Source organism: Mesorhizobium montanum (assembly GCF_033977145.1).
Classification (GTDB): Bacteria; Pseudomonadota; Alphaproteobacteria; order Rhizobiales; family Rhizobiaceae; genus Mesorhizobium; species Mesorhizobium montanum.
Map to the genome: position 1 here is coordinate 102,738 of NZ_JAVIJF010000001.1, position 15,161 is coordinate 117,898.

Here is a 15,161-nt window from a genome sequence, read left to right on the forward strand (position 1 = left end):
TTTGTCTTTCAAGGCGATGGCTTTCGCCGGCCGAGTTGCCATTGCGCGAGCACGACGAGCAGGACCGACGCGGCAAGCACGATCGTCGCGATGGCGTTGATCTCCGGCGTCACGCCGCGCCGGATCGAGGCGAAGACGTAGATCGGCAGCGTCGTCTGTGCGCCGGCAACGAAGAAAGCGATGATGAAGTCGTCGAAGGAGAAGGTGAAGGCGAGCAGAAAGCCGGCGATCACCGCCGGCATGATCTGCGGCAGCACGATCGAGCGGAAGGTGGTCAGTGGCGTGGCGTAGAGATCGCTCGAGGCCTCGACCAGGTTGCGGTCGAGGCTGCTGAGCCGCGTGCCGACGATCATCGTCACCAGCGCCATCGAAAACAGGCCATGCGCGGCGATGATCGAGCCGTAGCCGAGTGAAAGCCGCGGCGGCTGGTCCGTCGGCCACAGCGAAGCGAGGAACGGATTGACGACGGCGAAGAGCTGCACCAGCGCCACCAACGTCGAAATGCCGATGACGACGCCCGGAACGACGATCGCCGCGCCCAGCAGCGCGTCGAAGAGAGCCCGCGTCCGCACGCCGACGCGCTGCAGCCCAAGCGCGGCGGCCGTGCCGCAGAAGGCCGCGAGCAGCGCGCTGGTGGTCGCGATGAACAGGCTGTTCTTCAATGCCTCGACCAGGAACGGATTGGACAGCGCCTTGCCGTACCATTGCACGGAGAAGCCGGTGAACTCGCTGGCATGATGGCCGGCGTTGAAGGAGAACAGCACGACCAGCGCTATCGGCAGATAAAGGAAGGCAAAGACGGCCACGACGAAGGCGCGCATCAGATCAAGTCCACCCGGCGTGCGCCCGAAAGCCGGGTCGAGATGCGGTTGGCGACGATCAGCACCACCACTGAGACCAGCACAAGCGTGATGGCGATGGCCGATCCGAACGGCCAGTTGCGCGATTGCAGGAACAGATCGACCAGCGCGTTGCCGATGAAGAACACCTTGCCGCCGCCGAGCAGCGTCGGGATCAGATATTCGCCGAGCAGCAGGATCATCACCAGCGAGAAGCCGGTCATGACGCCGGGCAGCGACAGCCTGAGCGTCACGCTAAGGAAAGTCGATAAGGGCGTCGCGCCGAGATCGGCGGAGGCCTCGATCAGCCGGCGGTCAAGCCGCTCCAGGCTGACATAGATCGGCAGGATCATCAGCGGCAGATAGCCGTAGACGATGCCGAGCAGCACCGCGCCCGGGGTGTTGATCAGCCTGAGATCCTCTATGCCGATATAGGCGAGCAGGGCCGGGATGCCGCGCCCGCCGAGGATGTACATCCAGGCATAGGTGCGCATCAGAAGGCTGGTCCAGAACGGGATGACGATCAGCGCGAGCAGGATCAGCCGCCAGCGCTGCGGCGCGCGCAGCGCCAGATAGTAGGCGACCGGATAGGCGACGAACAGGCAGGCTAAAGCGCCGGCCGGCGCCAGCACCATCGTGTTCCAGAAAGCGGTCGCCCGCGCCGGCAGGTTGGCGTATTGCGCGAAGGTCAGCGCTGCCTGATAGCCGCCTTCCGGCGCCCGCTCGCCGACGCTGAATATGGCAATGGCGATAAACGGCAGCACCAGGAATACGACGAGCCACAGCGTCGCCGGGGCGAGCAGCAGCGCCGTCACGAGATTTTTGCGAAAGAGACTGCCGCGCATCGGGAAAGCCGGTTGGGCGCCGGCGGACTTTCGTCCGCCGGTGACATTGTCTTGATCGGGTTTGTCGCCGGTCTTGCTCAAGCCGACTTGAAGCGCGCCATCAGCTCGGCGCGGCCCGGATCGGTCAGCGTCGCGGCGGCGCCGAACTCGAGCGGCTTCAAAAGGTCGGCCGCCGGATAGAGGATCGGGTTGTCGAGCACTTCCTTAGGCAGCAGCGCATTGACCCGCGCGTCGGTCGAGGGCGCGCCATTGGCCAGATGCTCCTTCACCGCGACCTTCGGGTTCATCAGATAGTTGAGCAGCGCATAGCCGGCCGGCTTGTTCGGCGCATCCTTCGGGATGGCGTAGAAGTCGGTCCAGATCTCGCCGCCTTCCTTGCCGAGCACATAGGCGATCTCGGGAATGTCGCGATGGAGCTGGGCGCCGTCATTGGTCCAGCACATCGTCATCCAGGCATCGCCGGCGCGCATTCCCGGCTGGTAGTCGCTCGACACCGCGAATAGATGCGGCTTGACCTTGAGCAGCAGCTCCTCGGCCTTGGCGAGCTCGTCCTGCTTCAGCGAATTGAAGGAATAGCCGTAATATTTCAGCGCGTTGCCGATCGTGGTCAGCTGGTAGTCATGCACCATGGTGCGGCCGTCGCCTTCGGCCATGGCGATATCCCAGAACTCCTTCCAGCTCGACATCGGCTTGGCGAGCTTCTTGGTGTTGACGGCAAAGCCGGTCGTGCCCCAGTTCTTCGGCACCGCGTAGATCGTCCCGTCGATCGTGCCTTCGGCGGTGAAGCGCGCATCTTCCTTGGTGCCGTCGAAATTGCCGAGCTTGGCCATGTCCAACGGCTCGATGATGCCGAGCTTCTTGTAGGTCGAGATGGTGTAATTGGTCGGCACGAACAGGCTCCAGCCCGAGCCGCCGGCCTGCAGCTTGGCCAGCATCTCCTCATTCGACCCGAAGACGTTGACCTCGACGGCCACGCCCGTATCGGCCTTGAAGCTCTCGAAGGTCTGCGGGTCGTGGTAGTTCGGCCACGTGGCGATCGACATCCGGTCGCCGAGGTTCTCGGCGGCAAAGGCCGGCGTCGGCATGATACCGAGCTCGCGCGCCATGACCGCGGTGGCGACACCAAGGCCGGTGAGGCCGAGGAAGTCGCGGCGGCTGATCGAGCCGCGCTTCAAGCGCATCAACTGATCGACGAATTTATCAGGGCTTATCGGCAGTCCGTCACGATAGGATTTCGGCATGTTGGTCTTCCCTCTGGTTGGTCCCGTTGTTCTTGGCTCCCGGAAACGCCAGCGGCGCTCCGGCGGCAAAGCCGATGGCGACGGGTTCGCCCGGCTTGAAGAGATTGCCTTGGCCGATCACGTGGTCGGCCTTGGCGAGCAGCGATCCGATGCCCTGGACCTCGATCGCGTATTCCGCTGTCGAGCCCAGGAAAATCCGGTTGCGCACGATGCCTTTCAAGGCGCCGCCCCCCGGCGCCGACAGGCTGAGCGATTCCGGCCGCAGGCTGACGGAAACGGCCTCGCCGCGGTTGAGCGGCACCCGCTTGCGCGCCGAAATCACCGTGCCGTCGGCAAGCGCGACATAGACGAGGTCGCCAGAGAGCCCGGCTACCTTGCCGCCGAGCAGATTGGTCTTGCCGACGAAGTCGGCCACGAAAAGGTCCGCCGGCTCGTCATAGATCTCGCTCGGCTGTCCCAGTTGCACCACGCGGCCGCCATTCATGACGCAGACGAAGTCGCTCATCGACAGCGCCTCTTCCTGGTCGTGGGTGACCAGCACGAAGGTGATGCCGATCTCGCGCTGCAGGTTCTGCAGCTCGATCTGCATGTCGGTGCGCAGCTTCTTGTCGAGCGCGGCGAGCGGCTCGTCGAGCAACAGCACCGCCGGCTTGTTGACCAGCGCCCGCGCCAGAGCGACGCGCTGCTGCTGGCCCCCTGAAAGCTCGTGGATCTTGCGGCGGCCGTAGCCGGCGAGCTGCACCATCGAAAGCGCCTCGCCCGCCCTTGAGGAGATCTCGCGCGACGACAGCCGCGGTCTCGCCTGGCGCAGCCCGTAGGAAATGTTGTCCTCGACATCGAGATGCGGGAACAGCGCATATTGCTGGAACACCATGTTGACCGGACGCCGGTAGGGCGGCGTTCCAGCCATGTCGCGGCCGCGGATCAGCACCCGGCCTTCGCTCGGCTGCTCGAAGCCGCCAATCATGCGCAGGCAGGTCGTCTTGCCGCACCCCGACGGTCCGAGCAAAGCGACGAAGGCGGATGGCGGAACGGCAAGGTCGATGCCGCTGACCGCGGTGACGGCCCCGTAGCGCTTGGTGACCGCGCGAAACTCGATATCGGGCACAGCAGACAAGCCACGGGCTCCAGCGACAGCGTGAGGCAATATCGTGACGCTAGCAGAGCCAATGCCGGCTAGTATATACCTCGCGGGTGGTATATTTAGCTGATTTTATCATTTAGAGGGGTATGGATTGGCCGCCTCCCGCAGTGACGACTACAACGCTTTAGCCGCCGTCATCACCGTGGCGCGGGAGACCGGAGGCGATCATTTCGGTAAGGCGATCGTCGGCTGGCTGCGCGGACACGTCCGTTTCGACCACTGCGTGATCTTCGGCTATCGGGGTGCGGCGCGGCCGCCGCTCTTGTTCGAGACCTTCTCGCCGGCCGAAAGCCACATCTTCGTCGCGCTCTACCAGGAAGGGCCCTATCTGCTCGACCCGTTCCATCACGCCGCTGTCGAGCGCAAGGAAGGTTTCTGGCGCATGCGCGAGCTTGCGCCGGACCGCTTCTATGCCAGCGAATACTACCGTTCCTATTACAGCCAGACCCGGCTCGCCGAGGAGGTGGGCTTCTTCGTGCCGCTGGCCGGCAAGGACGCGCTGGTGCTGTCGCTGATGCGGCTGCGCGCCACGGGACCGTTCGGAACCGCCGACGCCCGGCTGCTGCGCGACATGGCGCCGGCGGTGATCGGCTTCTGCAAGCAGCACTGGCCGTCCCTGTCCGCCGAAGAGGTTGCGACCCCGCCATCGGACGAAACCGTCACGATGGCCAACGAGCTCGATCGTGCTCACATCTGGAAGAGCCTGTCGCTGACTTCACGCGAAAAGCAGGTGGTCGACCTCGTGCTTCAGGGCCATTCCACGGAATCGATCGCCCGGGCGCTGCGCATCGTGCCGGGAACCGTCAAGGTCCACCGCCGCAACATCTATCGCAAGCTCAAGATCAAGTCGCAGGCCGGCCTCTTCGCGCGCTTCGTCGAGATCATCGACGCGCGCATCGGATAGCCGGCCTCAAGCCAACTGAAACCGCTCCACGGCGCGCATGATGCCACGCAGCTCGGCAAGGCCCTTGAGCCTGCCGATCAGCGAATAGCCGGGATTGATTTTGGTCTTGCCGATGTCGTCGGCAAGCAGGTGGCCGTGGTCCGGGCGCATTGGAATGCGCCAGTTGCTCCGGCCTTCTTTGCGGCGGCGCGCCTCTTCCTTCATCAGCGCCAGGATGACTTCGGCCATGTCGGTCGAGCCTTCCAGATGCTCCGCCTCGTAGAAGGAGCCGTCCTTTTCGCGCGTCACGTTGCGCAGATGCGCGAAATGGATTCTGGGCCCGAATTCCTCGATCATCGCGACCAGGTCGTTGTCGGCGCGCACGCCGTAGGAGCCGGTGCAGAAGGTCAACCCGTTCGACGGGCTGTCGACCGTCCCCAGGATGAAGCGCGCGTCATCGGCCGTGGAGACCACCCGCGGCAGCCCGTAGAGCGAAAAGGGCGGATCGTCGGGATGGATGCACATGCGCGCGCCGACTTCCTCGGCGGCAGGGATGATCTCCTTCAGGAACCAGGCGAGGTTGGCGCGCAGTTCGGCCGGGCCGATCGCGGCATAGTCGGCGAGCGCATCGCGCATCGTCTCGCGATTGTAGGAGCGCTCCGTCGCCGGCAGGCCGGCGATCAGATTGCGCTCTATTCTGTCGATATCTTCGGTGCTCAAGGTCTTGAGCCGCGCTTCCGCTTCCTCGAGGCGCGCCGGGCTATAGTTTGCCTCGGCATTCGTCCGCTTCAGCACGAAGACGTCATAGGCGGCGAAGTCGAGCGCATCGAAGCGCAGCGCGTAGCCGGTGGTCGGCAACCGGTACATGAGATCGGTGCGGGTCCAGTCGACGACCGGCATGAAATTGTAGCAGATCGTGGAGATACCGGCCTTGGCCAACGCCCGGATCGTGTCCTTGTACCAGCCGGCGTAACGCTCCCGTTCCGGCGTGCCGGTCTTGATCGAGTTGTGGACGGGAATGCTTTCCACCACCGACCACGTCAGCCCGGCCGCCTCGATGATGCGCTTGCGCTCGAGGATAGCGTCGACCGGCCAGGCGCTGCCGTCATAGATGTTGTGCAGCGCAGTCACGATACCCGCAGCACCGGCCTGCCTGATGTTGTCGAGCGTGACCGGATCGTTCGGGCCATACCAACGCCAGCATTGTTCCATGACTGCCTCTCAAAGCATGTCTCCCGAAAGTGGGAACCGGTTTCGGGGCAAAGACATGCGCAAAATCAAAACCTAAAGCGCACCGGGCGAATCTGAAAGACCGCGATGCGCTTTGGTGTGGTTGCGATCGACCATATTGTCGGATGACAATGGCCGTCAAATCGGATGATTGCGGCGCTTCCGATGAACCACCGGCTGGTGCTTTCGTCCAGCATTGCAGGAGTTTTGTCCATGAACGATTTCGACGGCAAGGTCGCCCTGGTGACGGGAACGACCGGCATCGGCGAGGCAACCGCGCGCCGCCTTGCCGAAGGGGGAGCCGCAATCATCGCGCTCGGCATCGATGCCGGCGCCAACGCGATGCTGCAGGCCGAGCTCAATCGCGCGGGCGCCGCGGCACTCGTGCAGGCCACGGATGTTTCCGTGCCCGACCAGGTGGAGAAGGCAATCGCCGCCGGCGTCCAAGAATTCGGTGGGCTGGATGTCATCGTCAATTCGGCGGCCGTACATCCTTACGGCACGGCGACGACGACGGATTTCGAGACCTGGAACCGCGCGATGTCGGTCAATGTCGGGTCGATTTACCTCACCGCTCGTTTCGGCATTCCCGAAATGATCAAGCGCGGCGGCGGCGCCATCGTCAACGTTGCCTCGGTACAAGGCACTGCCTGCCAGGAGAATGTCGCTGCCTACGCCACCACCAAGGGCGCGATCCACACGCTGACGCGCTCGCTGGCGCTCGACTATGCCCGACAGGGCATCCGCGTGAACTCTGTCAGCCCGGGATCCGTCCGCACCCCGATCCTCGAACGCGCCGCGCGCGCCGATGATCCCAACGCGGATATCGAAGCGGCCTTCAGGCGTTTCGGCGAAGCGCATCCGCTTGGCCGCATCGGCGAGCCGGAAGAGGTGGCGGAGCTGATTGCATTCCTCTGCTCATCCAAGGCAAGCTTCTGCACCGGTTCAGATTACAGAATTGACGGCGGCCTCCTGGCGGGCATTGGAGTGAGGTGACTGTATCGACCGGCCGCTCTAATCGCGTTTGGCGATCTTAGAACCTTAACCCAAGGGCGATGCTTAAGTAGCGGTGGAGTCGATCCCCAACAAGTATTGGGCGAAGCGACATGTGCCCAAGCGACTCTGGCTTGGACAGCGCCGGCGCGAGGCTTGCAGCGGCGCGCGTTAACCGTCTATCGTGCGTCTCGAATGCCACTGGAAAGTATCCCCGCGGCGGATCGAGCGACGAAACAAATTTCAGGACGAATGAAGTAACGCATAGCCAATGGCCGACAAACCGCAATTCGGACTGACCGCTGTCGATACCGTTCCACTGCATGAGAAAGTCTATCTGGAGCTCGTGCGCGCCCTTATGTCTGGCCAGTTGCAGCCCGGCCAGAAGCTGACCTCGCGCAAGCTGGCCAAGGAGCTCGGCACCAGCGATATGCCGGTACGCAGCGCCTTCACGCGGCTGCAGGCGCTTAGGGCCCTGAGCCCGATGCCGAACGGCAGCGTCGAGGTCCCGATGATCTCCGCCGAGCGCTTTTCGCAATTGACCGCGGTGCGAACGATCCTGGAAGGCACGGCAACCGAGCTCGCGACAAAACGCATCAACGGCAACAATCTGCGTGCCATCCGCCGTCATTGCACCGAGCTCACCCAAGCCGCGCGCAGCGGCGATATCGAGAACTATCTGCGCAAGAACCACGACTTCAAATTCTCGATCTACCGCCATTGCGGCAACGAGCAGATGATCTTCCTGATCGAGACGGTGTGGATGCAGGTCGGTCCGTTCCTGCGCAACCTGCGTATCGGCTTCGAGGACGATCTCGCCGGCATTCTGGGCATCGATTACCATGAGGAGGTCGTGGCGGCGATCGAGGCCGGCGACGGCGAGCGGGCGCGTGCGGCGATCATGCGCGACATCGACGAGGGCGCCACGCACATCCTCGGTCAGGTGAAGTTTCCGGAACTGCGCCACTGACAGGCCGGAACGAAGACGCGCCGAATCCAGTTGGCTTTCATCAATCCGGCCGCTATGTTGCGATCGCAGATCGCAGAAATGGATCCAAAATGCCGCCCGATATCCCAGCTAGTGAGCTGAAAAAATGAAGAAAACCTACTCGGCGTCAGCCGCGTTGGCCTTCACAAACTCACAAGCAGGAAATTGGATATCGTAGCCGATAGGCTACAGCACCTCAAAAACAGGGGCTGGAAATTGAGCGATGCGATTGCGGACGTTTTGAACTGGCTGGAAAGCAGGAAAGACATCCAGAGCCTGCGGGCTGCGGTATGCGACCTGAACGGCATCATGCGCGGCAAGCGCATTCCGGTCGAGCAGGCGCGCAAGGCGCTTGAAGGCAAGCTGCGCATGCCTTACTCGGCCATCGGCCTCGACATCTGGGGCGAGGACATCGAAGGCAACGCCCAGGTGTTCTCGACCGGTGACGCCGACGGACTTTGCCACTGGACCGGACGCGGCATACTGCCGGTCGACTGGACGGCACATCCAACAGCGCTTTTGCCGCTCTGGCTGGCGGACGACACCGGTGCGCCCTATCTCGGCGACCCGCGTCGGGCGCTCGCCCGCATTCTCGACCGTTACGCCGCGCTCGGACTGACGCCCGTCACCGCGACCGAGCTAGAATTCTATCTCGTCGACCCGACATCGCAGCGACCTGTCGGTCCCGTCTCGCCGGTCACCGGCAGGCGCCTCGATTCCGACGCAGCACTCTCGATCGACGAGGTCGACGATTTCGAGGCCTTCATCCACGATATCTACGAAGCCTGCCGCATGCAGGACATCCCGGTCGACACCGCGATCGCCGAGAACGGCGTCGGCCAGTTCGAAATCAACCTCAATCATGTGCCGGACGCCTTGCGCGCCGCGGATGACGCGGTGCTCTTCAAGCGTACCGTCAAGGGGATTGCCCGCAAGCATGGCTTCGCCGCCTGCTTCATGGCCAAGCCTTATGGCGAGCGTGCCGGCAACGGTTTCCACGTTCATTTCAGCGTTCTCGACAAGGACGGCCGCAACATCTTCGACGACGGCAGCGACCAGGGCTCGGACACCATGCGCCACGCGGTCGGCGGCCTGCTTGCCGCGATGGCGCAAAGCACGCTGGTATTCGCGCCGCATTTCAATTCCTACCGCCGGCTACGGCCAAGGTCCTACGCGCCGACCGCCGTCGCCTGGGGCTACGAAAACCGCATGGTGGCGATTCGCATTCCGGGCGGCCCGTCGGCCGCGCGCCGCATCGAGCATCGCGTCTCCGGCGCCGATGCCAACCCCTATCTGGTGCTGGCGGCGATCCTGGGCGCGGCGTTGATCGGCATCGAGCGCCAGCTCTCGCCCGGCGAGCCCACCGGCGGCGAGGGCCAGGGGCTGACACTCGCCAAGCTGCCGCCCGACTGGGCCTCGGCGATCGCCGCCTTCGAGGCAGGCCCGCGCGTTGCCGAGATTTTTCCGGCCGTGCTGCGCGATGCCTTCACCGCCTGCAAGCGCCAGGAGCTGAACACTTTCGCGCTCAATGTCAGCGACTTCGAGATCGAGACCTATCTGGAGAGCGTTTGAAGTCGGCCGGTCAGGAGCCCGGCGGGGGCGCGTTGACCGGCCGACAGGACAACTGTCCACGGCATCCGTCGAATGGATTCGCGTCGCGGCACACAAATGAAAACGGCCCGCTCGAGGCGGGCCGTTTTTGTGTTTGGTTGCGGGGACAGGCAACCACCGGTACCGACACTCGCTGATCGTGGCTGTTTGAGCATCGCCCGCTAACAAGATGAGCCTCCGGTAGACCGGAGGGTCCACGACAGCGGGTACGAGCGCGCTGAAAAGTCAGCGAACTGTCCGTTAATCTCCGCGGAGATCATCGGACATCGTGCTATGAAGCTAGCATCCGTTCTGATGCGTTGCGCATCCCTTTTGGTCAATCTCGATAGGTCCAATCGGTGACGGCAGCGATCTGCCTGAATATGCTATCGACGCCGTTGACCGTGGGATCGGCGCGCTCAAGCCAATTTTCGCCCCACGCAATCCCTTCGGCAACACTCCGTCCCTCGATCTCAGTAGACGGGTCGACGGCACGATCGCGAGCTCTTGTCGAAAGCGGAACGCGGTGCTTAGAGGGCGCAATCGAACTAACTGCGCTCACCAGACGGACGCCAGAAGCTCCGGTTCTTGACAGTGCGAAAGGAGTTGGCACGCAATCGTGTCTATCGGCGCATAATGCGATAGACAGTTGCATCGCCCTCCACACCTCGAAGAGGCGCGTCAAAAGCCAGGACACGATGGCCGGCAAGCATTTCGCTAACCCCGGGCGCGGAATGGAGCGCCTCGGAAATGCAGACCTGTCCGGCTTCTGCCATGGACTGCACGCGCGCGGCGACATTCACGGTCTGGCCGAAATAGTCGAGGTTGTCGTTGAGCGTCACGGCGATCGACGGTCCACAGTGGGCACCGATCTTGAGGATGATCCCCGGCCCGTCATGGTCACCGTTGAAGCGATCGATTTCTTCAAAGATGTGGAGTGCAGCCGAAATCGCATCCGACGGCTGCGAGAATGCAGCCATCACCGCATCCCCAATCGTCTTGACCACCGCCCCGGAATGTTGCTGAACCGCCGCGCTGACTAGAGCGAAATGCTCGCGGACCAAAGCATAGGCGTTGAGGTCACCCAGGCGCTCATACATGGCGGTCGAACCCTTGAGGTCCGTGAACAGGAAGGTGATCTGCCGGATGCCGAGCCCCTCCTTCTCGTCGACACGTTCGGACCGGAAGAGCTGGCGGAAGGTTTGCTGCGCAAGCAGCGCTCCACCGGAAACATAAGGGTCGAAATCGAGCGCCGGCTTGGTAGTCAGCGCGACAAGTTCGGGCGGCCAGTTGATGACAAGCAACGAGCCTCGCACCGGGCCCCTATTCGCTACCTCAATGACAATCGGACCAGGTGGCACAGCGGGCAACGCCGGCAAGAAGCGTTTGCCGTCATAATCAATCTTCAGAAGCGTCGGCGCCAATGCCGGGTCGCCTGATATCGGCACAGCGAATGCGGCCTGCGTCTGCACGTTGACGCCCGCAAGGGCGCCCGGTCCTAGGTCGGCACGGAGCACTGTGGTGGTGCCGGGCGGCAGAAACGTCATGCCCCGAACGAAGCCGTGCAGAACGTCAAGAAAGCGAACGTTTTGCCCCGGCAGCCGCGCGTCATGTCCGAAGTGGAGCTTCCAGTGAAAATCCTCGACAGGGAGCGTCTCGGGATTGTGGTGCGGCAGGCGCCGCAACTTCGGCGATATCGAGAAGGTGACCTCGATGAAGTCGTCGAGGTCGGTGTCGCCCGATACGTCGCACAGGCCACAGACGTAGTGGGTCTTCAGCGTGCGCAGGGCGCCGAAACTATCGAGCACCATCCCGGACTGGGGACAGAGCACATCCCAACTCATGTCGAACAAGCCGCAGCGGGCGGCATGAAGGAAGAGGTCGATTGCTTCAGACTCGGCGATTGCGCGGTCGCGAGCAAAGGCCAGCGGATTGACGCGATAGAGTGAGTGGTCGTCGGCGCTCTTGATCAGCGTCTCGAATTTCGAGATGACGCGTGGGCTCCAGGCTCGCGCTTGCTCCACCTTGGTCATCTTGCTTTCGAGAAGGCGATCGTTGACTACCATCACGCCGGATCCTCAAACCTACCTCGCGACAGCCTACTAAAAAACCAGCGCGATGCGAATGGACTGACTTCCCTTGTTGTACGACTGTCTTGACAGAGCAGTGCGGCCATCCGATGCCGTTATCCGTTTTCGAGGTTCCGAAGCTCGATGATCCAAGACAATGATCCCGTAAGCGTTTTGGTACCGATGGCCAATGATAACCATCGGCGCAACGCTTGCCGGCATCCGCCGGCAGATCTGCCTGGCACTGGATATAGTCGTAGTGGACGACGGGGTCGAGGGACGGATCGGGTTCGACTGCCTATGCCAGGCGCAGGAGACTGTTTGAAACGCAGCGTCCCTGAAAACCGTTTCTTTGGCAGGAAATCCGGCTATGTTTCGGGACTCTTGTTCTACCTTCGAAGCAGGCGCGGGTAAGACGGCGTGGCGCATAGTCCCTTGGTTTCAATCGTGGTTCCTGCGCACAACGCCGAGGCAACGCTGGCGCGCGCACTCGATTGCCTCGTCGATCAGCACATACCGGATTGGGAGGCGATCGTCGTCGACGGCGCCTCCACGGACCGCACCCCCGCGATCGCCGCCCGTTATGCGGAGCACGATAGCCGTTTTCGGGCGTTGAGGTCTTGTGCGTATAGCGCCGCCGGCGCGCGTAATAGCGGGATTTCGACAGCGCGCGGAAACTGGCTCATGTTTCTTGATGCGGACGATTGGGTGGATGCCAGCTTCCTGGCGAAAATGCTGGCCGCACTGGAAACCGCTCCCGATGCAGTGGCCGCCTATTGCGGTTCCCGGCGCGTGATGCCCGATGGCGAACTCACCCCGTCGAGCATCTCAACGGAGGTTGCGATCCAGCCCTTCGAAACATTCGCCCGCCAGTGTGCCATGCCCACCAACGCACTGCTGGTCGATCGGCAGACAATTGTCGAATTGGGCGGTTTCGACGTGTCGCTGCGCACCTGCGAGGACTGGGATATCTGGCAGCGCGTTGCGCGTCTGGGCAAACGTTGGGTGATGGTCGACGAGTCGCTCGCTTTCTATCGGGTCGGCCCGAACGCACTCTCCCGCAATTCGACGCAGATGCTGGTCGACGGAGAAATCGTGATCGCCCGCGGCTTTTCTCCTGATCTCAGGGTCAAACACCCGGCACCGGCTCACGCCGACGGAGCGATCGGGGCAAACGGCCGCACCGCTTCCGAAGCACTCGCGTGGTTCGCGTTGTGGAACGCCGCGTCTGATTGCGGCAGCGGCTCACGCTCGATCAACCCGCAGGCCCTGCGCGAGCTCCCGGCAGGACGTAAGTGGGCGCGTGAGATCGCCAAGGTGGTCCTCGATGGCCTTATGGTAGGAAGCCTATCGGTGCCGGCGCAATTGGCTGCCAGGTGGGACAGATTCGGCGGCTCGCTCACCGAGTTGATCATCGAACTCGGCAAGGTCTGGGGCGATCCCGTAGCCGGTCGCCGCGTCCAGTATCACCTCGAGCAAATGATTCTTGACGTCGACGACCTTGCCGCGCCGCGCAGCCTGGCGCGGACACTCGGAATTCGCGTCGACGCTCGAAAGCCAACCCCGACCGAATTGCCGGAAGGAATCGACCAGATTTATGCCTGCCTGATGATGGATGGCCAGATCGAGGCTCGTGTGCAGTTCGGCGTACTCGGGACGGTGACAAGGCGTCATTGGATTGAATTGATCCTGGATTCCGCGCCCCCTGAGCGACGTGCAAAAATTCTCTCCGCCGATAAGCGCGCGGGCCGCCGGCCTGATCGGGACAGCCACTTCGGCAAACTCGCGCAATTGGTCGCACAAGCGCGGCGGCTCGCTCGCTCGAGCGCCGAAGCTTCAGGGCCTCTTGCAGCGCCGCGCCGTGCAAAGGCCGCGGATGGGCACGACAATGATCGCACGTCGTTCTGGAATCGCCATTTCGCGATCGAGGATCCCTGGAACTACGGCTCGGCCTACGAACAGGAAAAGTATGAGCGGCAGCTCGAAATTCTGCCTGCCAGCCCTATCGGACGGGCGCTTGAACTGGCCTGCGCAGAGGGCCATTTCACGCGGCGACTGGCGCCTCGAGTGGACCATTTGACCGCAACCGACATCTCCGCCGTAGCCGTCGGGCGAGCGCGCGTGCGATGCGGCGATCAGCCGAATATTGAGTTCGGCGTGCTGGATTTCGTCGCCGACACGCTGCCGGGCGAGATGGACCTGATCGTTTGTTCGGAAGTGCTCTATTACCTGGATGATGCCGCCGAGTTGCGGCGCATCGCCAAGAAATTCGCTGAGGCGTTGGCGCCTGGCGGCAGTTTCATCAGCGCACACGCATTCGTGTTGCGTGACAATGTTGAGAAGACGGGCTTCGACTGGAACACATTCGGTGCACAAGTGATCTCGGAGACACTGGCGGCGACCGAAGGTCTAGTGTTGGAGCAATCGATCCAGACCGAGCTTTACCGCATAGACCGCTTCCGCCGCGTATCCCCAGACGACGTGACGACGCAACCGACGATTGATCATGTGCCAATCCGCGCGCGCCTCGAATTCGGGGTAGCGCGAAATGTCGTCTGGGGCGGGGCGCGGGCCTTGCGCCGCGACGTCAAACGTAGTGAGCGGCGGCAACGTATCCCTATCCTCATGTATCACAGCGTCGCCGATGATGGTCCGGCCGCGCTCGCCCGTTTTCGGTGCACGCCGGCCGCGTTCGGCAGCCAGATGGCATGGCTGCGCACCAATGGCTTTCACGCGATCACGTCCGAGCAACTGGAAACTTTCATCGCCAACCGCCAACCGTTTGTTGGTCGGCCAGTGCTCATCACCTTCGACGACGGCTTCCAGAATTTTGCCGACCATGCCTGGCCGGACTTGCGCAGCAACGACCTGACCGCGGAAGTGTTTCTGGTGACGGATCTGGTTGGTGGCAGTGCACGGTGGGACGCCGCCATCGGTCCGCCGACGCCACTTATGGACGCCGGGACCGTGCGACGCCTCGCGAGCGAAGGTGCATTCTTCGGAAGCCATCTGGCGACGCATCGCGCGATCGATGGTCTGTCGAGTTCTGACCTGGCCGCCGAGCTCCTGCGCTCTCGTATGTTCATCGAACGGTGGACCGGTCGGCCAACCGCGGCGTTCGCTGCACCCTTCTCTGTCACCGACCGACGGCTCGGCCGACTGGCCAGGGAGTGCGGCTATCGGATCGGCTTCGGCGGCAGACATGGGCCGGCGGACCTCGATTGCGATCCCATCGACCTTCCGCGCATCGAGGTTCGCGGGGATCGCTCGCTCGATGACTTCGTTGCCCGTGTCGAGGCCGTGCTCGAAGAGCGGTAAATCTCTCAGCAGGGTGCGTGC

At 62.9% G+C, this 15,161-nt stretch carries 11 protein-coding genes; 5 read left to right on the forward strand and 6 right to left on the reverse strand.

Translation table 11 applies throughout. The features are described from left to right. Positions 1–8: 8 nt before the first annotated feature. From RFM68_RS00505 to RFM68_RS00520, 4 genes are all read right to left on the reverse strand, one after another. Positions 9–821: an ABC transporter permease gene (locus tag RFM68_RS00505; protein ID WP_320230704.1), complete on the reverse strand. Its 813-nt coding sequence runs from the start codon at positions 819–821 to the stop codon at positions 9–11. Continuing rightward, positions 821–1,684 carry an ABC transporter permease gene (locus RFM68_RS00510; RefSeq protein ID WP_320231034.1) on the reverse strand — a complete coding sequence of 288 codons (864 nt, stop codon included), beginning with the start codon at positions 1,682–1,684 and terminating at the stop codon, positions 821–823. The genes RFM68_RS00505 and RFM68_RS00510 overlap by 1 nt, the downstream gene beginning before the upstream one ends. 77 nt (positions 1,685–1,761) lie before the next feature. Then, entirely contained in the window at positions 1,762–2,925 is a 1,164-nt protein-coding gene (locus tag RFM68_RS00515; RefSeq protein ID WP_320230705.1) for an ABC transporter substrate-binding protein, read from the reverse strand. Continuing rightward, a complete protein-coding gene (locus RFM68_RS00520) occupies positions 2,906–4,042 on the reverse strand; it encodes an ABC transporter ATP-binding protein (RefSeq protein WP_320230706.1) in 1,137 nt (378 codons plus the stop codon). Before RFM68_RS00520 ends, RFM68_RS00515 begins: the two co-directional genes overlap by 20 nt. Positions 4,043–4,160: 118 nt before the next feature. Between RFM68_RS00520 and RFM68_RS00525 the strand changes: the two genes are divergently transcribed. Beyond that, positions 4,161–4,973: a helix-turn-helix transcriptional regulator gene (locus RFM68_RS00525; protein WP_320230707.1), complete on the forward strand. Its 813-nt coding sequence runs from the start codon at positions 4,161–4,163 to the stop codon at positions 4,971–4,973. Between the two features lie 6 nt (positions 4,974–4,979). Here RFM68_RS00525 and uxuA read toward each other — a convergent pair whose 3' ends face one another. After that, positions 4,980–6,164 (reverse strand): mannonate dehydratase, encoded by a 1,185-nt coding sequence (gene uxuA, locus RFM68_RS00530; RefSeq protein ID WP_320230708.1) that lies wholly within the window; start codon positions 6,162–6,164, stop codon positions 4,980–4,982. A 231-nt stretch (positions 6,165–6,395) separates the two neighbouring features. Here uxuA and RFM68_RS00535 point away from each other — a divergent pair, with 231 nt between their 5' ends. From RFM68_RS00535 to RFM68_RS00545, 3 genes are all read left to right on the forward strand, one after another. Further along, on the forward strand, positions 6,396–7,178 hold the full coding sequence (locus tag RFM68_RS00535; protein ID WP_320230709.1) for an SDR family NAD(P)-dependent oxidoreductase: 783 nt from the start codon (positions 6,396–6,398) through the stop codon (positions 7,176–7,178). Between the two features lie 268 nt (positions 7,179–7,446). Beyond that, complete coding sequence (locus RFM68_RS00540) at positions 7,447–8,145, forward strand: GntR family transcriptional regulator (protein ID WP_320230710.1); 699 nt, start codon at positions 7,447–7,449, stop codon at positions 8,143–8,145. 234 nt (positions 8,146–8,379) lie between these two features. Further along, positions 8,380–9,735 (forward strand): glutamine synthetase family protein, encoded by a 1,356-nt coding sequence (locus tag RFM68_RS00545; protein WP_320230711.1) that lies wholly within the window; start codon positions 8,380–8,382, stop codon positions 9,733–9,735. A gap of 641 nt (positions 9,736–10,376) precedes the next feature. Here RFM68_RS00545 and RFM68_RS00550 read toward each other — a convergent pair. Then, a complete protein-coding gene (locus RFM68_RS00550) occupies positions 10,377–11,822 on the reverse strand; it encodes an adenylate/guanylate cyclase domain-containing protein (protein ID WP_320230712.1) in 1,446 nt (481 codons plus the stop codon). A gap of 435 nt (positions 11,823–12,257) precedes the next feature. Between RFM68_RS00550 and RFM68_RS00555 the strand changes: the two genes are divergently transcribed. Continuing rightward, complete coding sequence (locus tag RFM68_RS00555; protein ID WP_320230713.1) at positions 12,258–15,140, forward strand: trifunctional glycosyltransferase/class I SAM-dependent methyltransferase/polysaccharide deacetylase; 2,883 nt, start codon at positions 12,258–12,260, stop codon at positions 15,138–15,140. Positions 15,141–15,161 lie beyond the last annotated feature (21 nt).

Coding starts and splice junctions, on each gene's coding strand:
- RFM68_RS00505 (WP_320230704.1), bottom strand. CDS start 821: ATGCGCGCCTTCGTCGTGGCCGTCTTTGCCTTCCTTTATCTGCCGATA.
- RFM68_RS00535 (WP_320230709.1), top strand. CDS start 6,396: ATGAACGATTTCGACGGCAAGGTCGCCCTGGTGACGGGAACGACCGGC.
- uxuA (WP_320230708.1), bottom strand. CDS start 6,164: ATGGAACAATGCTGGCGTTGGTATGGCCCGAACGATCCGGTCACGCTC.
- RFM68_RS00515 (WP_320230705.1), bottom strand. CDS start 2,925: ATGCCGAAATCCTATCGTGACGGACTGCCGATAAGCCCTGATAAATTC.
- RFM68_RS00510 (WP_320231034.1), bottom strand. CDS start 1,684: ATGCGCGGCAGTCTCTTTCGCAAAAATCTCGTGACGGCGCTGCTGCTC.
- RFM68_RS00540 (WP_320230710.1), top strand. CDS start 7,447: ATGGCCGACAAACCGCAATTCGGACTGACCGCTGTCGATACCGTTCCA.